Genomic DNA, 16,347 nt, shown 5'->3' with positions numbered 1-16,347 from the left:
TTTAACTTGTCGGATCATTAATTTTCTGCGTTAAAAGCCGCAGCGTTTTTTTAATTCACGCGGTTAACCACATTCCCATCCATAAAGGCTTCCAGATTCTTAACCGCCAAATCCATTAACCGCTGACGGGATTCCTTTGACGCCCATGATATATGTGGTGTAATAATACAGTTTTTTGCTCCCAGCAGAGGATTGTCCGGGCGTATGGGTTCCGTAGAGACCACGTCGAGTCCCGCAGCGCCCACCTTTCCACTGTCCAGGGCTTCCCTCAGGTCATCCTCTACAATCAGCGGCCCCCTGGAATTATTAAGAATGATGACCCCATCCTTCATCTTGGCAATATTGTCCTTGTTAATCACCCCCTCCGTTTCCTTGAACAGCGGGCAATGAAGGGCAATCACATCTGATTCTTTAAACAGCTCATCCAGGTCATCCACATATCTGCACTGTCCGTTAACCAGTTCCTCATCATGGTATGTGTCATAAGCAAGCACATGCATGCCCATGGCCTGGGCAATCCTGCCTGTAGCCTGGCCAATACGGCCATATCCGATGATTCCCATGGTTTTACCGTCCAGTTCAATCAACGGATAATCCCAGAAACACCAGTCCGGATTGCTGCTCCAGCGCCCTTCCTTCACGGCCTGGTCATGATGCCCGATGTGATGGCAGATTTCCAGCAGAAGCCCGATGGCAAACTGTCCTACTGCTGCCGTTCCATAGGATGGGATATTGCACACGGGGATTCCCTTTGCTTTTGCCGCCTGTATATCCACCACATTATATCCGGTTGCCAGGACCCCTATGAAACGGATTCCCGGACATGCATCGAATACCTCCGCAGACAACGGTGTTTTATTCGTATACACAATCTCCGCGTCACCAATCCGCCTGATTATCTCCTCCACATCGGTAAGCGGGGTGCGGTCATACACAGTACACTGGCCCAAGGCTTCTAACCCGCTCCAGTCCAGATCACCCGGATTTAAGGTATAGCCATCTAAAACAACTATTTTCATATCGAACAGCTCCTTCCTAACATCAGATCTGTGGATTATCAGGGTGCAGCATGGTTGCAATTACCTTATCAAGGACATCGTCCTTCCATATCTCTTTCCAGTTTTCACGCATGACCAGCCGGTTGCCAAGTCCTATGGCTACCTTACATGCATCAGACACGGGTGGCTTGCCTGGAATATACCCCAGGAAATTAGCTGACAGGTTATAGATATGGCCAGTTAAAAAGGAAACGGCTGCTTCCCTGTCAATCCCTCTTCTCTCTGCCTCATCCACAGTCTCTGCCATTGCATAAAGACAGGTGGCCCCAAGAAGTTCTACCAGCGTGGGTTCCAGGAATGCTATCTGTTCCGATGTCATGACATACGCATGCTCAACAGGCGCATACATCTGTTTTGCCACCTCAACACACTGTGCAAAACGTCCGTCATCTCCCTGGATTTTTGACATTACAATGTCCTGCTTCCCGCCGCATCCTCCGAAACGGTCCTGGCGTGCTTCATATGTATCCTGGTCCAAGAAATAGGACGGATGACAGGGATGCGCTACCGCAAACGTACAATCATCCCGCAGCGTCAATTCCCTGGCAACAGCTGCAGCGGGATCCAGGATAATAAACCCGGTTCCTGGCCTTAACTGCGGAACATAGACAGCCGATAACTTCTTAATCAGGGTATCCGGCACCGCAAATACGACCACGTCCGACCTCTGCAGCGCTTCCTCCACTGAAACAGGTATGAATCCTCGCTCCCTGATGCTCTTAATCCCGGCTTCAGAAGCCTCCACCATAAGGACCTCAAAGTCTCCTGATTTAATCACCAGATTGTTGCTGGTCCTTGTACCCATCTTTCCGCCTGCGCCAATTACACTTACCACTATCTTAGACATAATCCCTTACCTCACTTTTTATTTTTTATGATACCGGTATCCCGGCCATATCAGTCATTCCATTCCCTGTTCTACAACTGCTGCAATATTTTCAGGAGCAAACCCATAGTAATCCGCCAGCTCATCGGCAGGTCCTGACTCCCCAAAGGAAGACAATCCGATTCTGGATACCCGCTTAGGGTCATTCTCCACAACCAACTTACTGATGTAAGCCCCCAGTCCCCCATGTATGTTATGGTCCTCCACCGTGACAATCCGCTTAGCCTTCCGGATTTCCGTTATCACCTTGTCCGGATTCTTTGCATTGATAATATTGATGTCCCCGACAGTGATGTCTATCCCCTTTTCCTTCAATAAATCTGCCGCCCTCAATGCCCGGTCAAGCACAAAACCACTGGATAGCAGCAGTGTATCCGTCCCATATCTTTTCAGTATACGGATCCCGTCCATTGAAAATGGTACATCCTTCTCATAAACGTCCTTTTCCCTTCCGCTTCCCGCCCTTATGTATACAGGACCTTTAATTTCCGCAGCAGCCTTCACGGCATGATATGTCTGTGATGCGTCTGCCGGTGTAAAAATGGTAAAGTTTGGAATATTAGACAGGATCCCTATATCTTCATAAAACTGGTGTGTCACACCTTCCCGCTCCCCGCCCAACAGACCTGCATTGATTCCCACAAATTTGACGTTCAGATCCGGGTAGGCCACAAATGTCCGCATCTGCTCACAGGCCCTCATGGTCAGGAATCCGGCATAGGTACCCACATAAGGAATCAGCCCGCATGCAGCCATACCTGCAGCTGCATCCACAGCACTCTGTTCCGCGATACCAACCTCCACATATTGTGCCGGATGCAGCTCTGCAAACTTTGTGGCACGCATGGCCTTCAATGAATCCGGTGCCACAAACATGATTTTATCGTTGGTTTCCGACATGTCAATCAGTGCCTGGGCGAATGCTTCTCTTGTCCCTCTGAAATCTGCCATTATATTACACCTCCTAATTCTTTAACTGCCAAAGCATACTGTTCATCGGTTGGAACACCTTTATGCCATGCATTATCATTCTCCATATATGAAACGCCTTTCCCTTTCACACAATCGCAGATGATTACATGTGGTTTTCCTTTTACTGCTTTTGCCTTATCCACCGCTTCCCGAATGGCGTCAATATCATGGCCATCTATCTCCTGTACATCCCATTGGAACGCCTCAAACCGGTCCTTTATATTATTGGAGCCAATCACGTCCTCAACAGATCCTCCGCTCTGCCAGCCATTCCGGTCTACAAAGGCAATCATATTATCCAGCTTATGGGCTGCCGCTATGTTGATTCCTTCCCAGCACACGCCTTCCTGTAATTCCCCGTCCCCTGTAATCACGTAGACATTGTAATCCTTACCATTATACTTCCCTGCAATTGCCATGCCACTTGCTATGGCAAGACCGTTCCCCAGGGAGCCGGATGTCATATCCACCCCGCTTGTCTTGTTCATGACCGGATGCCCCTGAAACCTGCTTCCCAAAGACCTCAGTTTAAAATCCTCCACCCTGCCGCCAAAATATCCTTTTTCCGCCAGCGCCGCGTAATAAATCGGACACGCGTGGCCTTTAGACAGGATAAACCGGTCCCTATCCTCCCACTCAGAATCCTCCGGCCGGATATCCATCTTATCAAAAAACAGCGTTGTAACAATATCTGCAATGGATAATGCGGGTCCTGGATGTCCATCCTTTCCTTTGTAAACCATGTCGACCGCTACAAGTCTCAAGTGCTGTGCCATCTGTCTTAATTCCTCTGTGTTCATATGACTCCTCCCATCTGGATTATGAAATGAAACTACATTGTGCTATTATTTGATAATTAATGTTATACATAAATCATCAAACATCTTATGTTTTATGTATAACACATCTTCCGCCCAATGTCAATACTTAATCGAAAAAACATTAATCATTTGACGTTTAACCTATGAACTGCTATAATAAAATTAAAAACAAAGGAGGTTCTCCTCTATGAATGATTTATTTACGACAAACAAAAGGGAATCTGCTGTGGATATTGTCATCAATAATATTAAACAGCTGTTAATCGACCGCCGCCTGCTCCCAGGGGACAGGCTTCCCAATGAGCTGGAAATTGCCGAAGGACTTGGCGTCAGCCGGGGTTCAGTGCGGGAAGCCATGAAAATCTTATCCGCCTTTGGTCTCGTGGACATCAAGGTTGGGAACGGCACCTATGTATGTGAGGCACCGGGAAACAAACTGATCGACTCCCTCCTTTTTACATTTTTCATCACAAATCCGGACATGGACAGCCTGTATGAATTCCGGCGTGTATTTGAGGTGGACATTCTGGAATTAGTCCTAAAACATTATGATGAAAACATGGAGGAGCGGGCAGCGTTGGAGAAAAACCTGGTCCAGCTTCAGTATCTGATTGATAACAAGGCCTCTTCCGACCGCATCCTGGAAAATGATATTGAATTCCACCGGCTTCTCGGCAATGCGTGCCATAATCCGATGGCAAACAAGATTTATGGCTTCATAATGGACTCCATCCGTGCTTCCATATCCAATACCCACAAACATCAAAAAGGGGAGTATGTCCTTAAGGCGCATCAGGATATCTATCAGATCATTACCGCCAAGGCCTATGACAGGATAGATGAATGCATAAAAAGCTCCGCCGATATATGGTATGGACTCCAGAAATAAATATTGCAAGGGCCGCCCGGAGAGACGGCCCTTTCCTATATGATTTACATCTCCTTATAATAGACCATTGCCCCATTCTTGATGACTCCCGCTACATCACACACTGTTTCCAGGTTCTCTACCGGATTATCCTTCAGAATGGCAATATCCGCCTTCATCCCTTTTCCAATCCTTCCAACATGGTTCAGGCGCATGGCTTTCGCTGCTTCTGACGTGGCCGCCCTAAGACATTCCAGATTCGACATCCCTATTTCTTTCATGCGGAGCATTTCCTTTGCGTTCTCTCCATGTTTAATGCCCACTCCGCCTGCGTCCGTTGACAGCGCAATCCTTGCGCCGGCCTTATATGCCTTTCTGATACTGTCCCACTGGATTTCCCCGGTCTGTCTGAGCAGTTCAATCACCCGGCTGCTTTTTGCATTGAGGATGTGGGGTTCCGGTTCCGGATTCGGAGATGCCAGGGTTGGAAGTATATACAGTCCCCTCTCAAGGACCATCTCCAGCCCCTTCTCACTGATTCCAGTGCCATGGCATATGAGATCCGCACCCGCTTCAACCGCCACCTCTATCGGCATGGCCCCCCTTGCGTGTACGCTTACCATCAGCCCTGCTGAATGGGCTTCGTCAACTGCGGCCTGCATTTCCTCAAACGTAAATGCACTTTTAGACAGACTCCGTCCAACGGAACGTATCGGGGCGCTATTCTCTATCTTAATCTGGTCCACACCATAATAGAGCTGCTCCCTGACCATACGCCTCATCCCCCAAGGCCCATATGTCTCCTGCCCCAGCCCTCGGAAGTGGGAAGTCCACGCAGTAATCTGCTTCCCGCTTATGTAATAATCCGGCCCTTCAACATACCCCAGGTGGATTGCATCCTTCAGGGCCACATCCACATAGTTGACACCACCGCCGTCAATCACCGTGGTAAAGCCTGCTTCCAAGGTTTTCCGCGCGTTTTCCACCGCACGGAAGGCCACATAGGAGTCCGCATTCTTAAATAGCACGCCTCCCGCCGACTGGTCGTTCATCTGGCGCTCTTTATCCGGTATTTCCTCCAACATGAAATGTACATGACAATCAATGAATCCGGGGGAAACAACCCTTCCTCCCAAATCCACTACTTTTTCATTGTCAAACGGACACTCACATCCCGGGATGATATCCTTAATCGTATCCCCTTCGATTACAATTGCGGCATCCTTCATCAGCTCCTCATTGATGCCGTCGAATATATTTACATTTTTTAAAACAAGCATTTCATGCCCCTTCCTTTCCCTTCCTGCTTATCATCTGCCGGCCACCAGCTGTGGCAGGAACGTACTGATGGCAGGAACATATGTGATAATCAACAGTATTATAATAGAAATTGCTATGTATCCAAACAGGTACTTTCCCAGGATATCCGATACCTTCTTACCGGTTATCCCCGTCGCCACATAAAGGTTCATGCCTAAAGGCGGGGTAAGCAGGCCGATTGCAAGGTTAATGACCATGATGATCCCGAAATGGATCACATCAATCCCCAATGTTTTTGCTACCGGAAGCAGGATAGGCGCAATAATCATGATTGCCGTGTTCGTCTCCATGAAACAGCCAACTATGAGCAGTAGCACGTTAACAAGTATAAGGAACACGATCTTGTTGTCAGATATCCCTATAATCAGGCTCGCCACTTTATTTGGGATCATTTCCCGTGTTATGATATTACCAAATGCAGAGGCGCACCCTATTATCAGGAGAATCATGGATGCGCTTAACGCGGAGGACCTGAATATCTCAGGAATATCCCCCAGCTTCAGCTCTTTATAAACGAAAAAGCCTACAAATAATCCATATACAACCGATACACAGCCAGCTTCCGTGGGAGTGAAAATCCCTCCGTAAATGCCTCCAAGGATGATGACCGGCATCAGCAGGGCGGGTATTGCGTCAATTACTATTTTGAGTATTTCCCTGGATGACATATCCCTTTCATCCTGCATCACATAATTATTTTTGCGCCCCACAAGGTATGCGAAGATACTCATCCCCAGACAAAGGAGAATGCCTGGAAATACACCGGCCATGAACATGTCCCCAATGGACGCCCCTGCTGCCACGCCATACGTGACCATGGTGATGCTAGGAGGTATGATGACCCCCAGATAACCGGCGCTTGCCACGGTTGACATTGAAAAATCCGGCGCATATTTATTAGCCAGCATCGCAGGAATCATGATGCCGCCAATCGCTGCGGCTGTAGCGGGAGCCGAGCCGCTGATGGCGCCAAAAAACGTACAGGCAACCACTGTAACAATGGCCAGACCGCCCGGGAGCTTTCTCAGGAAAACACTGCATAGTTTTATGAGACGGTCCGATACCCCGCCTTTGCTCATCAGCGAACCGCTTATCATAAAGAAAGGGATTGCCATCAATGTAAAGGAATCAACACCGGTAAAAAAACGCTGTACCGTCAGTATACTTGGAAGGTCTGATGATGCAATAGCGAAAAATGATGCTCCCCCCAGCGCATATGCCAGCGGCATACCAATTGCAATCAGGATTATAAGAGATATAAACAGTATTGCAGCCATCTATCTTCTCCCCTCCTTTATATGTATGATGATGTTCTGGAAACTTCGTATGCTCCCTCCCAGGAAACCCAATGGCATGGCAACGTATGCAAATGCAATAGGTATGAACAGGGTAGCCGACTTTTGCCCGCTTTGGAACAGTCGTATGACAACCTCCGCCGAAAGGGCAAAAAAGATAACGGACAGTGCAAAGCACAGAACCTTTTCAATCAGGATTACCCACCATTTAATGGAAGGAGGAAACACCATGACCAATGCGTCTACCCCTGTATGGGTACCTGCCTTGAGCCCTGCCCCAACTCCAATAAATACGGTATAAATCATACAGTAACGCGACACTTCCTCACTCCAGGGCAGGGAAGCCTTCAGGATATATCTGCATATTACCTGTATGAACACGACAATCGTCATTACCGACAACAGTACAACAAAGGAAGCTGTTTCATATAAATCTAAATACCGGTCCAGCCGTTTCATTCATCATCACCTCATTTTGAAATCATTTCCTGTATCTGATTTAAAAGATCCACCCCTATTTCATCTGCGTATTCATCATAGACCGGCTGTGCAGCTTCCCTCCATGCAGCCTTGTCAATATCCTCCACAACAGTCACGCCCTCTTCCATCATCCTGTTCTTGTAATCCTCATCCACTTCCATGCACATCTGTCTTTCGACTTCCTTATACTTGTCGCTGAGTTCCCGGATAACCGCCTGATCTTCCGGCGATATTTTTTCCCATGTTGTTTTGGAAATAAGAAGGGGCGCCGGACAATAGAAATGCCCTGTCACTGTAACAAAGGGCGCAACCTCATGTAATTTATTCTGATAAATCGGTGTGAAAGGATTCTCCAGTCCATCAATGGTCTTCTGCTGCAATGCTGTGTAAACCTCACCCCAGGCCATTGCCGTAGCATCTGCCCCCCACGCTTTAAAGGATGCCATATGGATTGGATTTTCCATGGTCCTGATCTTAAGCCCCTTTAAATCATCCGGGGTCCTGATTTCTCCTTTATTATTCGCTATATTCCGAAATCCATTTTCCCACATAGAAAGCCCGACCACACCGATATCGCTTAAGGAATCCAGCATGCCGGCCCCAACCTCGCTGTCAATTACCGCGTAAGCATCCTCCGGTTCCATAAAAAGAAACGGAAGGTCAAATACCTTCAATGCATCCGTAAAATTACTTAAGGGCGCCGAATTGGGAAGTGTGATATCAAGCGTCCCCATCTGTAATGCCTCTATCATATCCCTTTCATTTCCAAGCACTGAATTGGCAAATACGTCAACCTTAACCCTGCCCTCTGTCTTTTCGTACACCTCATCCGCCCATTGGGTAAGCGCCAGATGGTACGGCGAGTCCTCAGTCAGCACATGGCCTGCTTTTAATTCAAGCGTGTCCCCTGTTAGCTTTGTTGTGGTCTGCGCTCCGCTTTCTTTATTCGATGAGCTGCCATCCGCATTCCCCCCGCCACAGGCGGTTGTCCCCAAAACCATGATTGCTGATAGTGTTAATGCTAATAAACGTGTTTTCTTCATAAAATACCCCTTCCTCATTGATATAATTTATAAATTTGTAAATTTATAAATTCATTTTAGCTGTTTATGCTGCAAAAGTCAATATATTTTCTAATAAAGCTAGTATTTTTGTATGTTTCTTCTATTTTATCCTGTATCATTTGTGCAGCTTTCACATTTTTACAAAATAAAATTTACAAAATAAAAGCCTGAGACCATATAGCCTCAGGCTTTCATACTGCAATATATCATTTGGGGACATCACCGACACTATCCCGTACAACCAGTTCCAGGGATACTGCTGTTTTCACCGTACTCTTCTCCTCATCATATGGCCGGTTCAGGATTTTATTTATAAGCAGATCCACGGCCTCGCCGCCAAAACGCATCCGGGGAATCCTAACCGTTGTTATGTTGGGCACAATATACATACACACGGGCCTGTCTGAATATCCCACAACCGAGATATCCGCCGGTATCGAATAACCGTGTTCCATCAAAGACTTCATTGCCCCGAATGCAACATAGTCATTATCCGTTATAAAGGCCGTGGGAAGTCCTTCATTCCGTCCAAGCATCCGGTCCATGCCCTGTGCCGCCTGCTGGTCCGGGTATCCAATCTCCCAGAAGAACCTGGGTTCCAGGACAAGCCCCATTTCAGGCACAAGCCGCCTGTAACTGTCCCTCCGCTCCCTGAAACTCTGTATATTAACCCCGCTGCTCAAATACCCGATCCTTCTATGCCCCTTATCTATAAGCATCTTCAATATACTATAGATTCCCTGCTCATTATTCAGCGTGACGGCGTCAATATCCTTCCCGGGAAAATAATTATCCAGAAGGACAAATGGTATCTTTAATTGTTTCAGGTAATCCACCTCTTCCTCCGGGAATTCCGGCGCATATATGACATAACCCACGCATCCGCTGTCTTTTATATAGCCCAGTTTCGTATTTAAATCCATGTCCCTTCTGATGTTAACCACAAGAAGCCGGTATCCATACTTTCGGGCCATCAAATCCATCCCATCAATAATCAATGGGAAAAACGGCGTATTTTCCATAAACAATCCTGTATCCTGATAAATAACAAACCCAAGATACCCATTCTCAGCCGGCAGCGGGATTGCCTCAGATATGCCCGCGGTATCATCCGCAACCGGGTTCTGGTCATTTTTAAACATGTACCCATACCCCATGGAAATAACCTTCTCCGTCACCATGTCCCTTGTCCTTTTGCTTATCCCTCCCTTATGATTAAGGACAAGGGAAAGTGTTGCTTCTGATATGCCAAGCTTCTGAGCCAGTTCTTTTGCTTTTATAGCCATATATCCACCCTTAGTTGTATAAATTTTATTTAATATATAAATTTATTTTAGTTATCTTTCATGAAAATGTCAACCCTTTTTCTCCCCCCTGGCATATAATATCTTTTTTGGGTGTGATAAACCGGCCATGGGATTGATATCACGCAAAACAGCGTATAAAAAGGGACCTGTTCCGTATTTATACTATACAAAACAGGCCCCGTATACTCCACTTAACTTTTCAATTTAATGCAATCAGGTATCTTATTTGAAAAACGCCTTCAAAGCCTCTGCCAATCGCTCTGGCGCTTCCAGCGCCAGGCTATGCCCGCACTCCTCAAACACCTGTCCTGATACCACATTAGAAGCAAATTCTTTCATTTGCTTTTCTACTGTATTTCCAAAAAATTCCGGAGCACCAATTGTCATGACCGGCATTTTGATTTTCTGTTTTTTCAACTCCGCATTTATTTCTGCATTCTTAAACGCGGCCCGGTATGTCTCCAGCACCCCCCGCAATCCGCCCGGCGCTTTGATATGGGATATCCACTCCTTGATACACTCATCCGAAATAGCATTAGGGTTCCATGTTTCCGCTTTCATCCAATAGCTCCAGAATTCTTCCTCATGTCCGGCAATCAGCATCTCGGGTACATGAGGTATCCAGAAAAATGGAATATGCCACTGCCATGTCCCATTCTGATTAAACTGACGGTTTACGTTATCCTTCGTAAAATAAGACATGGTATCTAAATCCTCACCAGATAACAGCATCTCGCAGAAAGACAAGGCCTTCACATTATCCGGATTGACAGCGGCCAGCACATAGGCAAACTCCGCCCCCCGGTCCTCCCCATGCACATAATATCTGTCATATCCCAGCTGTTCCATCAGCTCAGACAGATCTCTGGCATTCGTCATGGAATCATACCCATCCTCTGCCGGCGGTTTATCCGTATCCCCGAACCCCCTTAAATCAGGAGCAATTACCGTATAGCGGTCAGTAAGAAGCGGGATAAGCTTATACCAGTAGAAATGGGTCTTTGGTGTTCCATGAATCAGAAGAAGCGGTTCTCCCTCCCCAGCAATTACATAATGCATGCGGATATGGTTCACCCTGGCGCGCATATGACGGACAGGATGATGGTTGCAGTCATAAATCTCAGGCATAACAAACCTCCTTTGGTTTTATTGTTCTTGTTTTAATAGGAGTGCATGATCTCCAAAATACCTTTCTCTGTAAAATCAGGATCCGACCGGGACACTTCGGCAATGATTTTCCCTCTGTTGATAATAATAATCCGGTTGCAGACATTCAGCAGTTCACGTGTTTCCGGAGAATAGATGACAATACCCTTATTTTTTGATTTTTCCTTTATAAGAAGATTATATATCTCATTCTTGGCCTTGATATCAATCCCACGGGTAGGTTCATCAATCAGGATAACCCTGGAATCCCGCAGCAGCCATTTCGCAACAACAACCTTTTGCTGGTTTCCGCCTGACAGGAACTGGACCTGTTGGGACGGCCCGGTAGTCTTTACCTGAAGCATTTCTATATACTCCCTGGCCGTCTTTTCCGAGATACGCCTATCAAGGAGTCCATTCTTTCCCCGTACCTTATCCAGAGCTGCAATCAATACATTAGTTTCAATTCCAAGCCCCATTGCAAGCCCTTCCCGCTGCCGGTCATTGGTTATCATGCATACGCCCCGTTTAATTGCATCTTGAGGACAGGCCGCCCTCAAAACTTCTCCTTTCATCTCCAGTCTTCCTTCGTCATATTGCATGATGCCAAACATTGAATACATTAACTCGGTTATGCCGGAACCTTTCAGTCCTGCAAGACCAACAATCTCATTCTCATGTATATCCATCGAAATATCCTGGTACATTCCATGCCTGGACAACCCTCTCAGGCTCAAAAGCACCTCGTGTCCATGGTCAGACATTTCCCTCTGGAAATATTCCCCCTTCCACTCCTTCTCTCCCAACATCAGGTTGATAATATCCTTTTCATTCAAAATATCTGTCTTTTTGTCAAATACCCCAGCTTCCAACCCATCCCGAAGCACCACCACCCGGTCACAGATCTGCACAATTTCACGGATTTTATGGCTGATAAATATGATTCCCAGTCCTTTCTCCCTCAGACCACAGATAATTTCAAACAAATGCTCTACTTCCTTTTGGTTCAAGGCGGCAGTAACCTCATCCAGTATAAGGAGCTTCGGTTCCATAAGCATAGCCTTTGCAATGGATACTATCACCTTGCTTACAAGATTAATATCCTGAACCTTCTTTTCCACCTCAATCTCAAAGCCCAGACTTTCCATTACCTTACGGCTTTCAGCCCTCATCCTGTTCCGGTCCAGCATTCCATAAGATGTTCTTAATTCCCTGTTCAGGAATATATTCTCGTACACCTTCATGTTTTCACAAAGGGATGGTTCCTGATGTACCATGCCAATCCTCAGGCGCTCAGCCACATTCGGGTCATGGATGTCAACCTTTTTCCCCTCAAAATAAATTTCTCCTCCGTCCGCATGATGGACCCCTGCCAAAATGTTCATCAACGTAGACTTACCGGCTCCATTGGAGCCAATAATTGCTACATTCTCTCCATAATCCACTTCAAAATTAATACCTTTTAATACAGGTACTCCGTTAAAGCCCTTTTTTATATCCTGCATTGACAACAGTTTTTTTCCAATCATCCCGCCATCCATCGTCTCACCTCACCTTCCTCCTACTACACCTCAACAATATTCAGTTCCTTAAGGCGCCTGCTGTCACTTCTCTTATGCAGAATCGCAAACAACACAATAAAGAGTCCCAGAACAAATGTCTGATGGTAAGACAGGAAACCTATCATACTCATTACATTGGAAAGAACCGCCATAAATAATGCTGCTTTAACTGTATTTTTCAGATTACCAACACCGCCATTTAGCTCAATACCTCCAATGATTGCAATTGCCAATGCGGTCATCTCATACCCTGTGGTCTGGGTCACATCAATGGATTGCAGCTTAGATGTAAATACCACACCCGTAACGCCTGCCAGGAATCCGCTTATGACAAACATGAACATCTTCCAACGTCCGGTATTAATCCCACACAGTGTGGCAGCCCTGACACTTCCCCCTGTCGAGTATATCCGCATGCCAAAGCGGGTAGATGCGCACAGAAATATAAAGATACCTGCAATAAGAAGGAACAAAAACAGGCAGAGCGGAACAATGCCTCCTATCTTACTTCCGCCAATGACACCGGACCCCTTCACTTTTGTCATAAACAAGGGAGTCCCTTTTGTTATGATATATCCAATGCCCGTAACAGCATATTGCATTCCAATAGTTGCAACAAAAGCAGGCACATTGCATTTAACTACCAGAACAGCATTGACCAAACCAATCAGGCTGGATATCAGCAGAGTAAACACGACAATCATCCACCATGGCGCCGTAACATAACCTCCACGTACCACCTGTGTTCCCAGACATACCTTGTAAATGGCATTGGCCAGGTAAATGGCCAATGCAGGTGATACAACAGCGCTGATGCCTATAGTAAGGTCAATCTCTGCCACCAGCAGGACCAATGATTCCGCAATTGCCAGCAGACCATATATAGCGCAAGTATATAGAATAACAGTGATATTATTCCCCTTAAAAAAGTAAGGGCTTAATATCCGCCCTCCTATCAAGGCAGTTACAATAGCACACCAGAGCATATGACGGCTTAATATTTTTCCCAACCTACTATTATCCAACGTCTTCATAAGCTATCCCTTCTAAGAATTCCATAAACAACCTTCCTGCAGACCGTGGCTCATGCCCGTCTGCGGACCGTCAAACCATACAGGTATACCACCAGTATAATCATGACTCCTTTAAGCGTGGTTGAAACATAAGTTCCTAGTCCTGCAATCGCAAGCATATTCTGCATCAGGCTCATAGTTATAAAACCCAGCAAGGTTCCGATAACCGTACCTTTTCCTCCGTTGAGGGAAATCCCCCCCAGAACGGCGATGGATATGGCAGTCACCTCATATCCGTTGCCCAATTGTACCGTGGAACTTCCCAGCTGTCCTGCCATAAGAAGGGCCGCTATGGCTGCGCAAAGACCACTTGCAGTAAAACAGATAATCTTTACCTTCCCAATGTCCACCCCACTCATCCAGGAAGCACGTTTATTGGCCCCGGTATAATAAATCTGTTTGCCAAATGCACTTTTTCTTAGTACAAACTCGAATGCAAGAGCTAATATCACACAGACCAGCAAGGGGATGGGAATTCCGAATATGCTTCCTTTTGCAAGGGAAAGCGTTATTTGATATAAATCTGTAATGTACTTTTTCTGTGCCCTGACCAATATAGCAGCCAGTCCGTTAAATACAGACGTTGTTCCTATGGTAAGCATCAAAGACGGGACCCTGGTCCTGGTAATCAGATATCCATTCAGGAAGCCGGCAGCAATACCAGTACCGCATATTGCTGCAATGGCCGCCGGTTCATTCAAATCATATATCTTTGCTGCAACCGCCATGGAGAGAGTCATGATAGCCCCCACCGAAACATCAATCTCCCCTGTCAAAATCACAAGGCTCAGGCCCACTGCGGCAATTCCGCCAGGGGCATATGTCCTCAACAAGTTCTCAAGGTTTTTTAACTGGTATACCCTGGGTATAAAACAGGCAGCTATGATTAACAGCACCGCCAGAATTAATATGGAGATGAAAAGTCCCTGGGTTTTCTCTGTTAAATTTTGTATCGTCTTTCTAAGTTGTCCTTCTTTTCTTATCACGGCAGAAATCCTCTCCTTTTAATTACAGCAAAGCATCGGCTATTTCGCTACATAGTCAGGGCCTGACGCATACTGGTACCAGTCCTTCGTAGTCATTGTCTTAAGCCCGAATACCACCTCTCCCTCCGGCGTAACCATTGGGATATTAGGAATCGCAATATCCTTTGGAAGAGCCTCCCCTTCAAGCATCTTTATGATATAGCGGATACCGATATCGCCAATAAGTGGTGTATACGGGCAATTGACCTCCACCATACCCTGGTCAAGGAAATTGAAGGACTCCTTCGTATCATCAATCGTAAGCATAATGATTTTCTTACCGTCTTCCCGGCTCTCCCAGCGGCCGGCACTGTTAACTGCCTCAATTGCCACCGGTGTCTGGGTAAGGCCCTCACAGAAGAATGCATCAATATCATCGAACAGCTGTAACGCATTCTGCGCATTTATCAGTGACTGCTCCGTATCATCATTGTCATAATAAGACTCAAGAATATGTATATCCGGGAAATATGAAATAACCTTCAGGAAATAGCCGCATCTCAGGGTATCTGCCGTAACCCCGGCTGCCTTTCTCAACAGTACGATATTTCCAGCAACGGACCCGCCACCTGATTCCTGTGCCAGTTTCCACACAAGGTATGCACCGCACTGCGCACCATTGGCAGGAAAGTTTCCGCTGATCACACCATCAATCTCCGGATATCCGCACAACCTGTCAACCGTAATTACAGGTATACCTGCCTCCACCGCCTTTTGGGCCGGTGCTGCAGTTGCCGCCTCAGTCCTTGGCCATAATAATATTGCATCCACATTCTGTGCAATCAACATGTCAATGGCGTCCGAACAGCCGTCAGAATCAAGGCCGTAATCCATCCATACAAGTTCCAGGTTTTCATGCCTGTCCGCTTCATACTGTATGGAATCATAAAGGTTTCCCATCCATGAATCAATTGCGCTGATAGCAACAACCCCAACCTTATAATTCTTATCAGGATCTCCAATTGGTCCCTCATCCACAGGCATGTAATCCGTATATGCCATCTTTAAATTGGTATTCCCTGAATACGGCCCTGTGATTTCAGTGCCATCCCCAAGGGCCCAACTATAGTTTCCGTATACGGTTCCTTCCGGTGCGCTCTCCGCATAAACATCCAGCGCATCGTTTATATATAAATCATAGACTTCCTTATTTGCCTGGGAGACAGGAAGTTTGACAAAAAAGTCAATAATCTCTCCTTGGGATAACCCCCTATCTGACAGGGTGGTAAAAAAGTCATAGGCATCCATCCCTGACAGACCAGAGCATTCACGCACCAGTTGATCCACCAATGTTTCTTCTTCAGCAGGAGATGCAACATCGCTTTCAGAAACACTCTCAGTTCCTGTATCTCCAACACTATTTTCAGTTATAGGTGTTTCCTGTGAGGCACATCCTATTGTAAATGTACTAAACGCCATACTTACTGCAAGTAATAATGCAATTCTTCTTTTCATGTATAAATCCCCCAA

14 protein-coding genes and 1 pseudogene are annotated in these 16,347 nt (G+C 46.3%); 1 reads left to right on the top strand and 14 read right to left on the bottom strand.

What is annotated here, in order from left to right; translation table 11 throughout:
• Positions 1–50 precede the first annotated feature (50 nt).
• The 4 genes and pseudogenes from MCJ35_RS06590 to MCJ35_RS06575 form a co-directional block, all read right to left on the bottom strand.
• Complete coding sequence (locus MCJ35_RS06590; protein WP_025482356.1) at positions 51–1,019, bottom strand: D-2-hydroxyacid dehydrogenase; 969 nt, start codon at positions 1,017–1,019, stop codon at positions 51–53.
• 22 nt (positions 1,020–1,041) lie between these two features.
• Positions 1,042–1,905 carry a phosphogluconate dehydrogenase C-terminal domain-containing protein gene (locus tag MCJ35_RS06585; protein WP_008716087.1) on the bottom strand — a complete coding sequence of 288 codons (864 nt, stop codon included), beginning with the start codon at positions 1,903–1,905 and terminating at the stop codon, positions 1,042–1,044.
• 54 nt (positions 1,906–1,959) lie between these two features.
• On the bottom strand, positions 1,960–2,895 hold the full coding sequence (locus tag MCJ35_RS06580) for a transketolase family protein (RefSeq protein ID WP_025482359.1): 936 nt from the start codon (positions 2,893–2,895) through the stop codon (positions 1,960–1,962).
• Positions 2,895–3,722: pseudogene (locus tag MCJ35_RS06575) on the bottom strand (transketolase); the annotation flags it as partial. The gene MCJ35_RS06580 and the pseudogene MCJ35_RS06575, both read right to left, overlap by 1 nt.
• Before the next feature lie 202 nt (positions 3,723–3,924).
• Between MCJ35_RS06575 and MCJ35_RS06570 the strand changes: the two are divergent.
• Positions 3,925–4,626, top strand: a complete 702-nt coding sequence (locus MCJ35_RS06570) for a FadR/GntR family transcriptional regulator (protein ID WP_008716092.1) — start codon at positions 3,925–3,927, stop codon at positions 4,624–4,626.
• A gap of 44 nt (positions 4,627–4,670) precedes the next feature.
• On the opposite strand, the gene MCJ35_RS06565 is transcribed toward MCJ35_RS06570, so the two are convergent.
• The 10 genes from MCJ35_RS06565 to MCJ35_RS06520 all read right to left on the bottom strand — a co-directional run bounded on the left by MCJ35_RS06565 (position 4,671) and on the right by MCJ35_RS06520 (position 16,164).
• Positions 4,671–5,885: an amidohydrolase family protein gene (locus MCJ35_RS06565; protein WP_008716095.1), complete on the bottom strand. Its 1,215-nt coding sequence runs from the start codon at positions 5,883–5,885 to the stop codon at positions 4,671–4,673.
• A gap of 30 nt (positions 5,886–5,915) precedes the next feature.
• Positions 5,916–7,202 carry a TRAP transporter large permease gene (locus tag MCJ35_RS06560; RefSeq protein WP_008716096.1) on the bottom strand — a complete coding sequence of 429 codons (1,287 nt, stop codon included), beginning with the start codon at positions 7,200–7,202 and terminating at the stop codon, positions 5,916–5,918.
• Positions 7,203–7,679: a TRAP transporter small permease gene (locus MCJ35_RS06555; RefSeq protein ID WP_025482364.1), complete on the bottom strand. Its 477-nt coding sequence runs from the start codon at positions 7,677–7,679 to the stop codon at positions 7,203–7,205.
• Between the two features lie 11 nt (positions 7,680–7,690).
• Positions 7,691–8,743, bottom strand: a complete 1,053-nt coding sequence (locus tag MCJ35_RS06550) for a TRAP transporter substrate-binding protein (protein ID WP_008716098.1) — start codon at positions 8,741–8,743, stop codon at positions 7,691–7,693.
• Between the two features lie 227 nt (positions 8,744–8,970).
• Entirely contained in the window at positions 8,971–10,050 is a 1,080-nt protein-coding gene (locus MCJ35_RS06545; RefSeq protein WP_025482366.1) for a LacI family DNA-binding transcriptional regulator, read from the bottom strand.
• 243 nt (positions 10,051–10,293) lie between these two features.
• Complete coding sequence (locus MCJ35_RS06540; protein WP_025482367.1) at positions 10,294–11,199, bottom strand: alpha/beta fold hydrolase; 906 nt, start codon at positions 11,197–11,199, stop codon at positions 10,294–10,296.
• Between the two features lie 32 nt (positions 11,200–11,231).
• Positions 11,232–12,746 carry a sugar ABC transporter ATP-binding protein gene (locus MCJ35_RS06535; RefSeq protein ID WP_051400536.1) on the bottom strand — a complete coding sequence of 505 codons (1,515 nt, stop codon included), beginning with the start codon at positions 12,744–12,746 and terminating at the stop codon, positions 11,232–11,234.
• A gap of 35 nt (positions 12,747–12,781) precedes the next feature.
• Positions 12,782–13,813: an ABC transporter permease gene (locus MCJ35_RS06530; protein WP_081739012.1), complete on the bottom strand. Its 1,032-nt coding sequence runs from the start codon at positions 13,811–13,813 to the stop codon at positions 12,782–12,784.
• Positions 13,814–13,863: 50 nt separating this feature from the next.
• A complete protein-coding gene (locus MCJ35_RS06525; RefSeq protein WP_240299411.1) occupies positions 13,864–14,838 on the bottom strand; it encodes an ABC transporter permease in 975 nt (324 codons plus the stop codon).
• Positions 14,839–14,877: 39 nt separating this feature from the next.
• A complete protein-coding gene (locus MCJ35_RS06520; protein ID WP_162158506.1) occupies positions 14,878–16,164 on the bottom strand; it encodes a sugar ABC transporter substrate-binding protein in 1,287 nt (428 codons plus the stop codon).
• Between the last annotated feature and the right edge of the window lie 183 nt (positions 16,165–16,347).

The sequence above is a fragment of the Enterocloster sp. OA13 genome (assembly GCF_022440595.1).
Lineage (GTDB): Bacteria > Bacillota > Clostridia > Lachnospirales > Lachnospiraceae > Enterocloster > Enterocloster hominis.
The sequence above is the reverse complement of the archived record's forward strand: the minus strand, read 5'-3'. Positions and strand labels throughout refer to the sequence as shown.

Coding starts and splice junctions, on each gene's coding strand:
- MCJ35_RS06535 (WP_051400536.1), bottom strand. CDS start 12,746: ATGATTGGAAAAAAACTGTTGTCAATGCAGGATATAAAAAAGGGCTTT.
- MCJ35_RS06570 (WP_008716092.1), top strand. CDS start 3,925: ATGAATGATTTATTTACGACAAACAAAAGGGAATCTGCTGTGGATATT.
- MCJ35_RS06590 (WP_025482356.1), bottom strand. CDS start 1,019: ATGAAAATAGTTGTTTTAGATGGCTATACCTTAAATCCGGGTGATCTG.
- MCJ35_RS06540 (WP_025482367.1), bottom strand. CDS start 11,199: ATGCCTGAGATTTATGACTGCAACCATCATCCTGTCCGTCATATGCGC.
- MCJ35_RS06565 (WP_008716095.1), bottom strand. CDS start 5,885: ATGCTTGTTTTAAAAAATGTAAATATATTCGACGGCATCAATGAGGAG.
- MCJ35_RS06585 (WP_008716087.1), bottom strand. CDS start 1,905: ATGTCTAAGATAGTGGTAAGTGTAATTGGCGCAGGCGGAAAGATGGGT.
- MCJ35_RS06555 (WP_025482364.1), bottom strand. CDS start 7,679: ATGAAACGGCTGGACCGGTATTTAGATTTATATGAAACAGCTTCCTTT.
- MCJ35_RS06545 (WP_025482366.1), bottom strand. CDS start 10,050: ATGGCTATAAAAGCAAAAGAACTGGCTCAGAAGCTTGGCATATCAGAA.
- MCJ35_RS06560 (WP_008716096.1), bottom strand. CDS start 7,202: ATGGCTGCAATACTGTTTATATCTCTTATAATCCTGATTGCAATTGGT.
- MCJ35_RS06550 (WP_008716098.1), bottom strand. CDS start 8,743: ATGAAGAAAACACGTTTATTAGCATTAACACTATCAGCAATCATGGTT.
- MCJ35_RS06580 (WP_025482359.1), bottom strand. CDS start 2,895: ATGGCAGATTTCAGAGGGACAAGAGAAGCATTCGCCCAGGCACTGATT.
- MCJ35_RS06530 (WP_081739012.1), bottom strand. CDS start 13,813: ATGAAGACGTTGGATAATAGTAGGTTGGGAAAAATATTAAGCCGTCAT.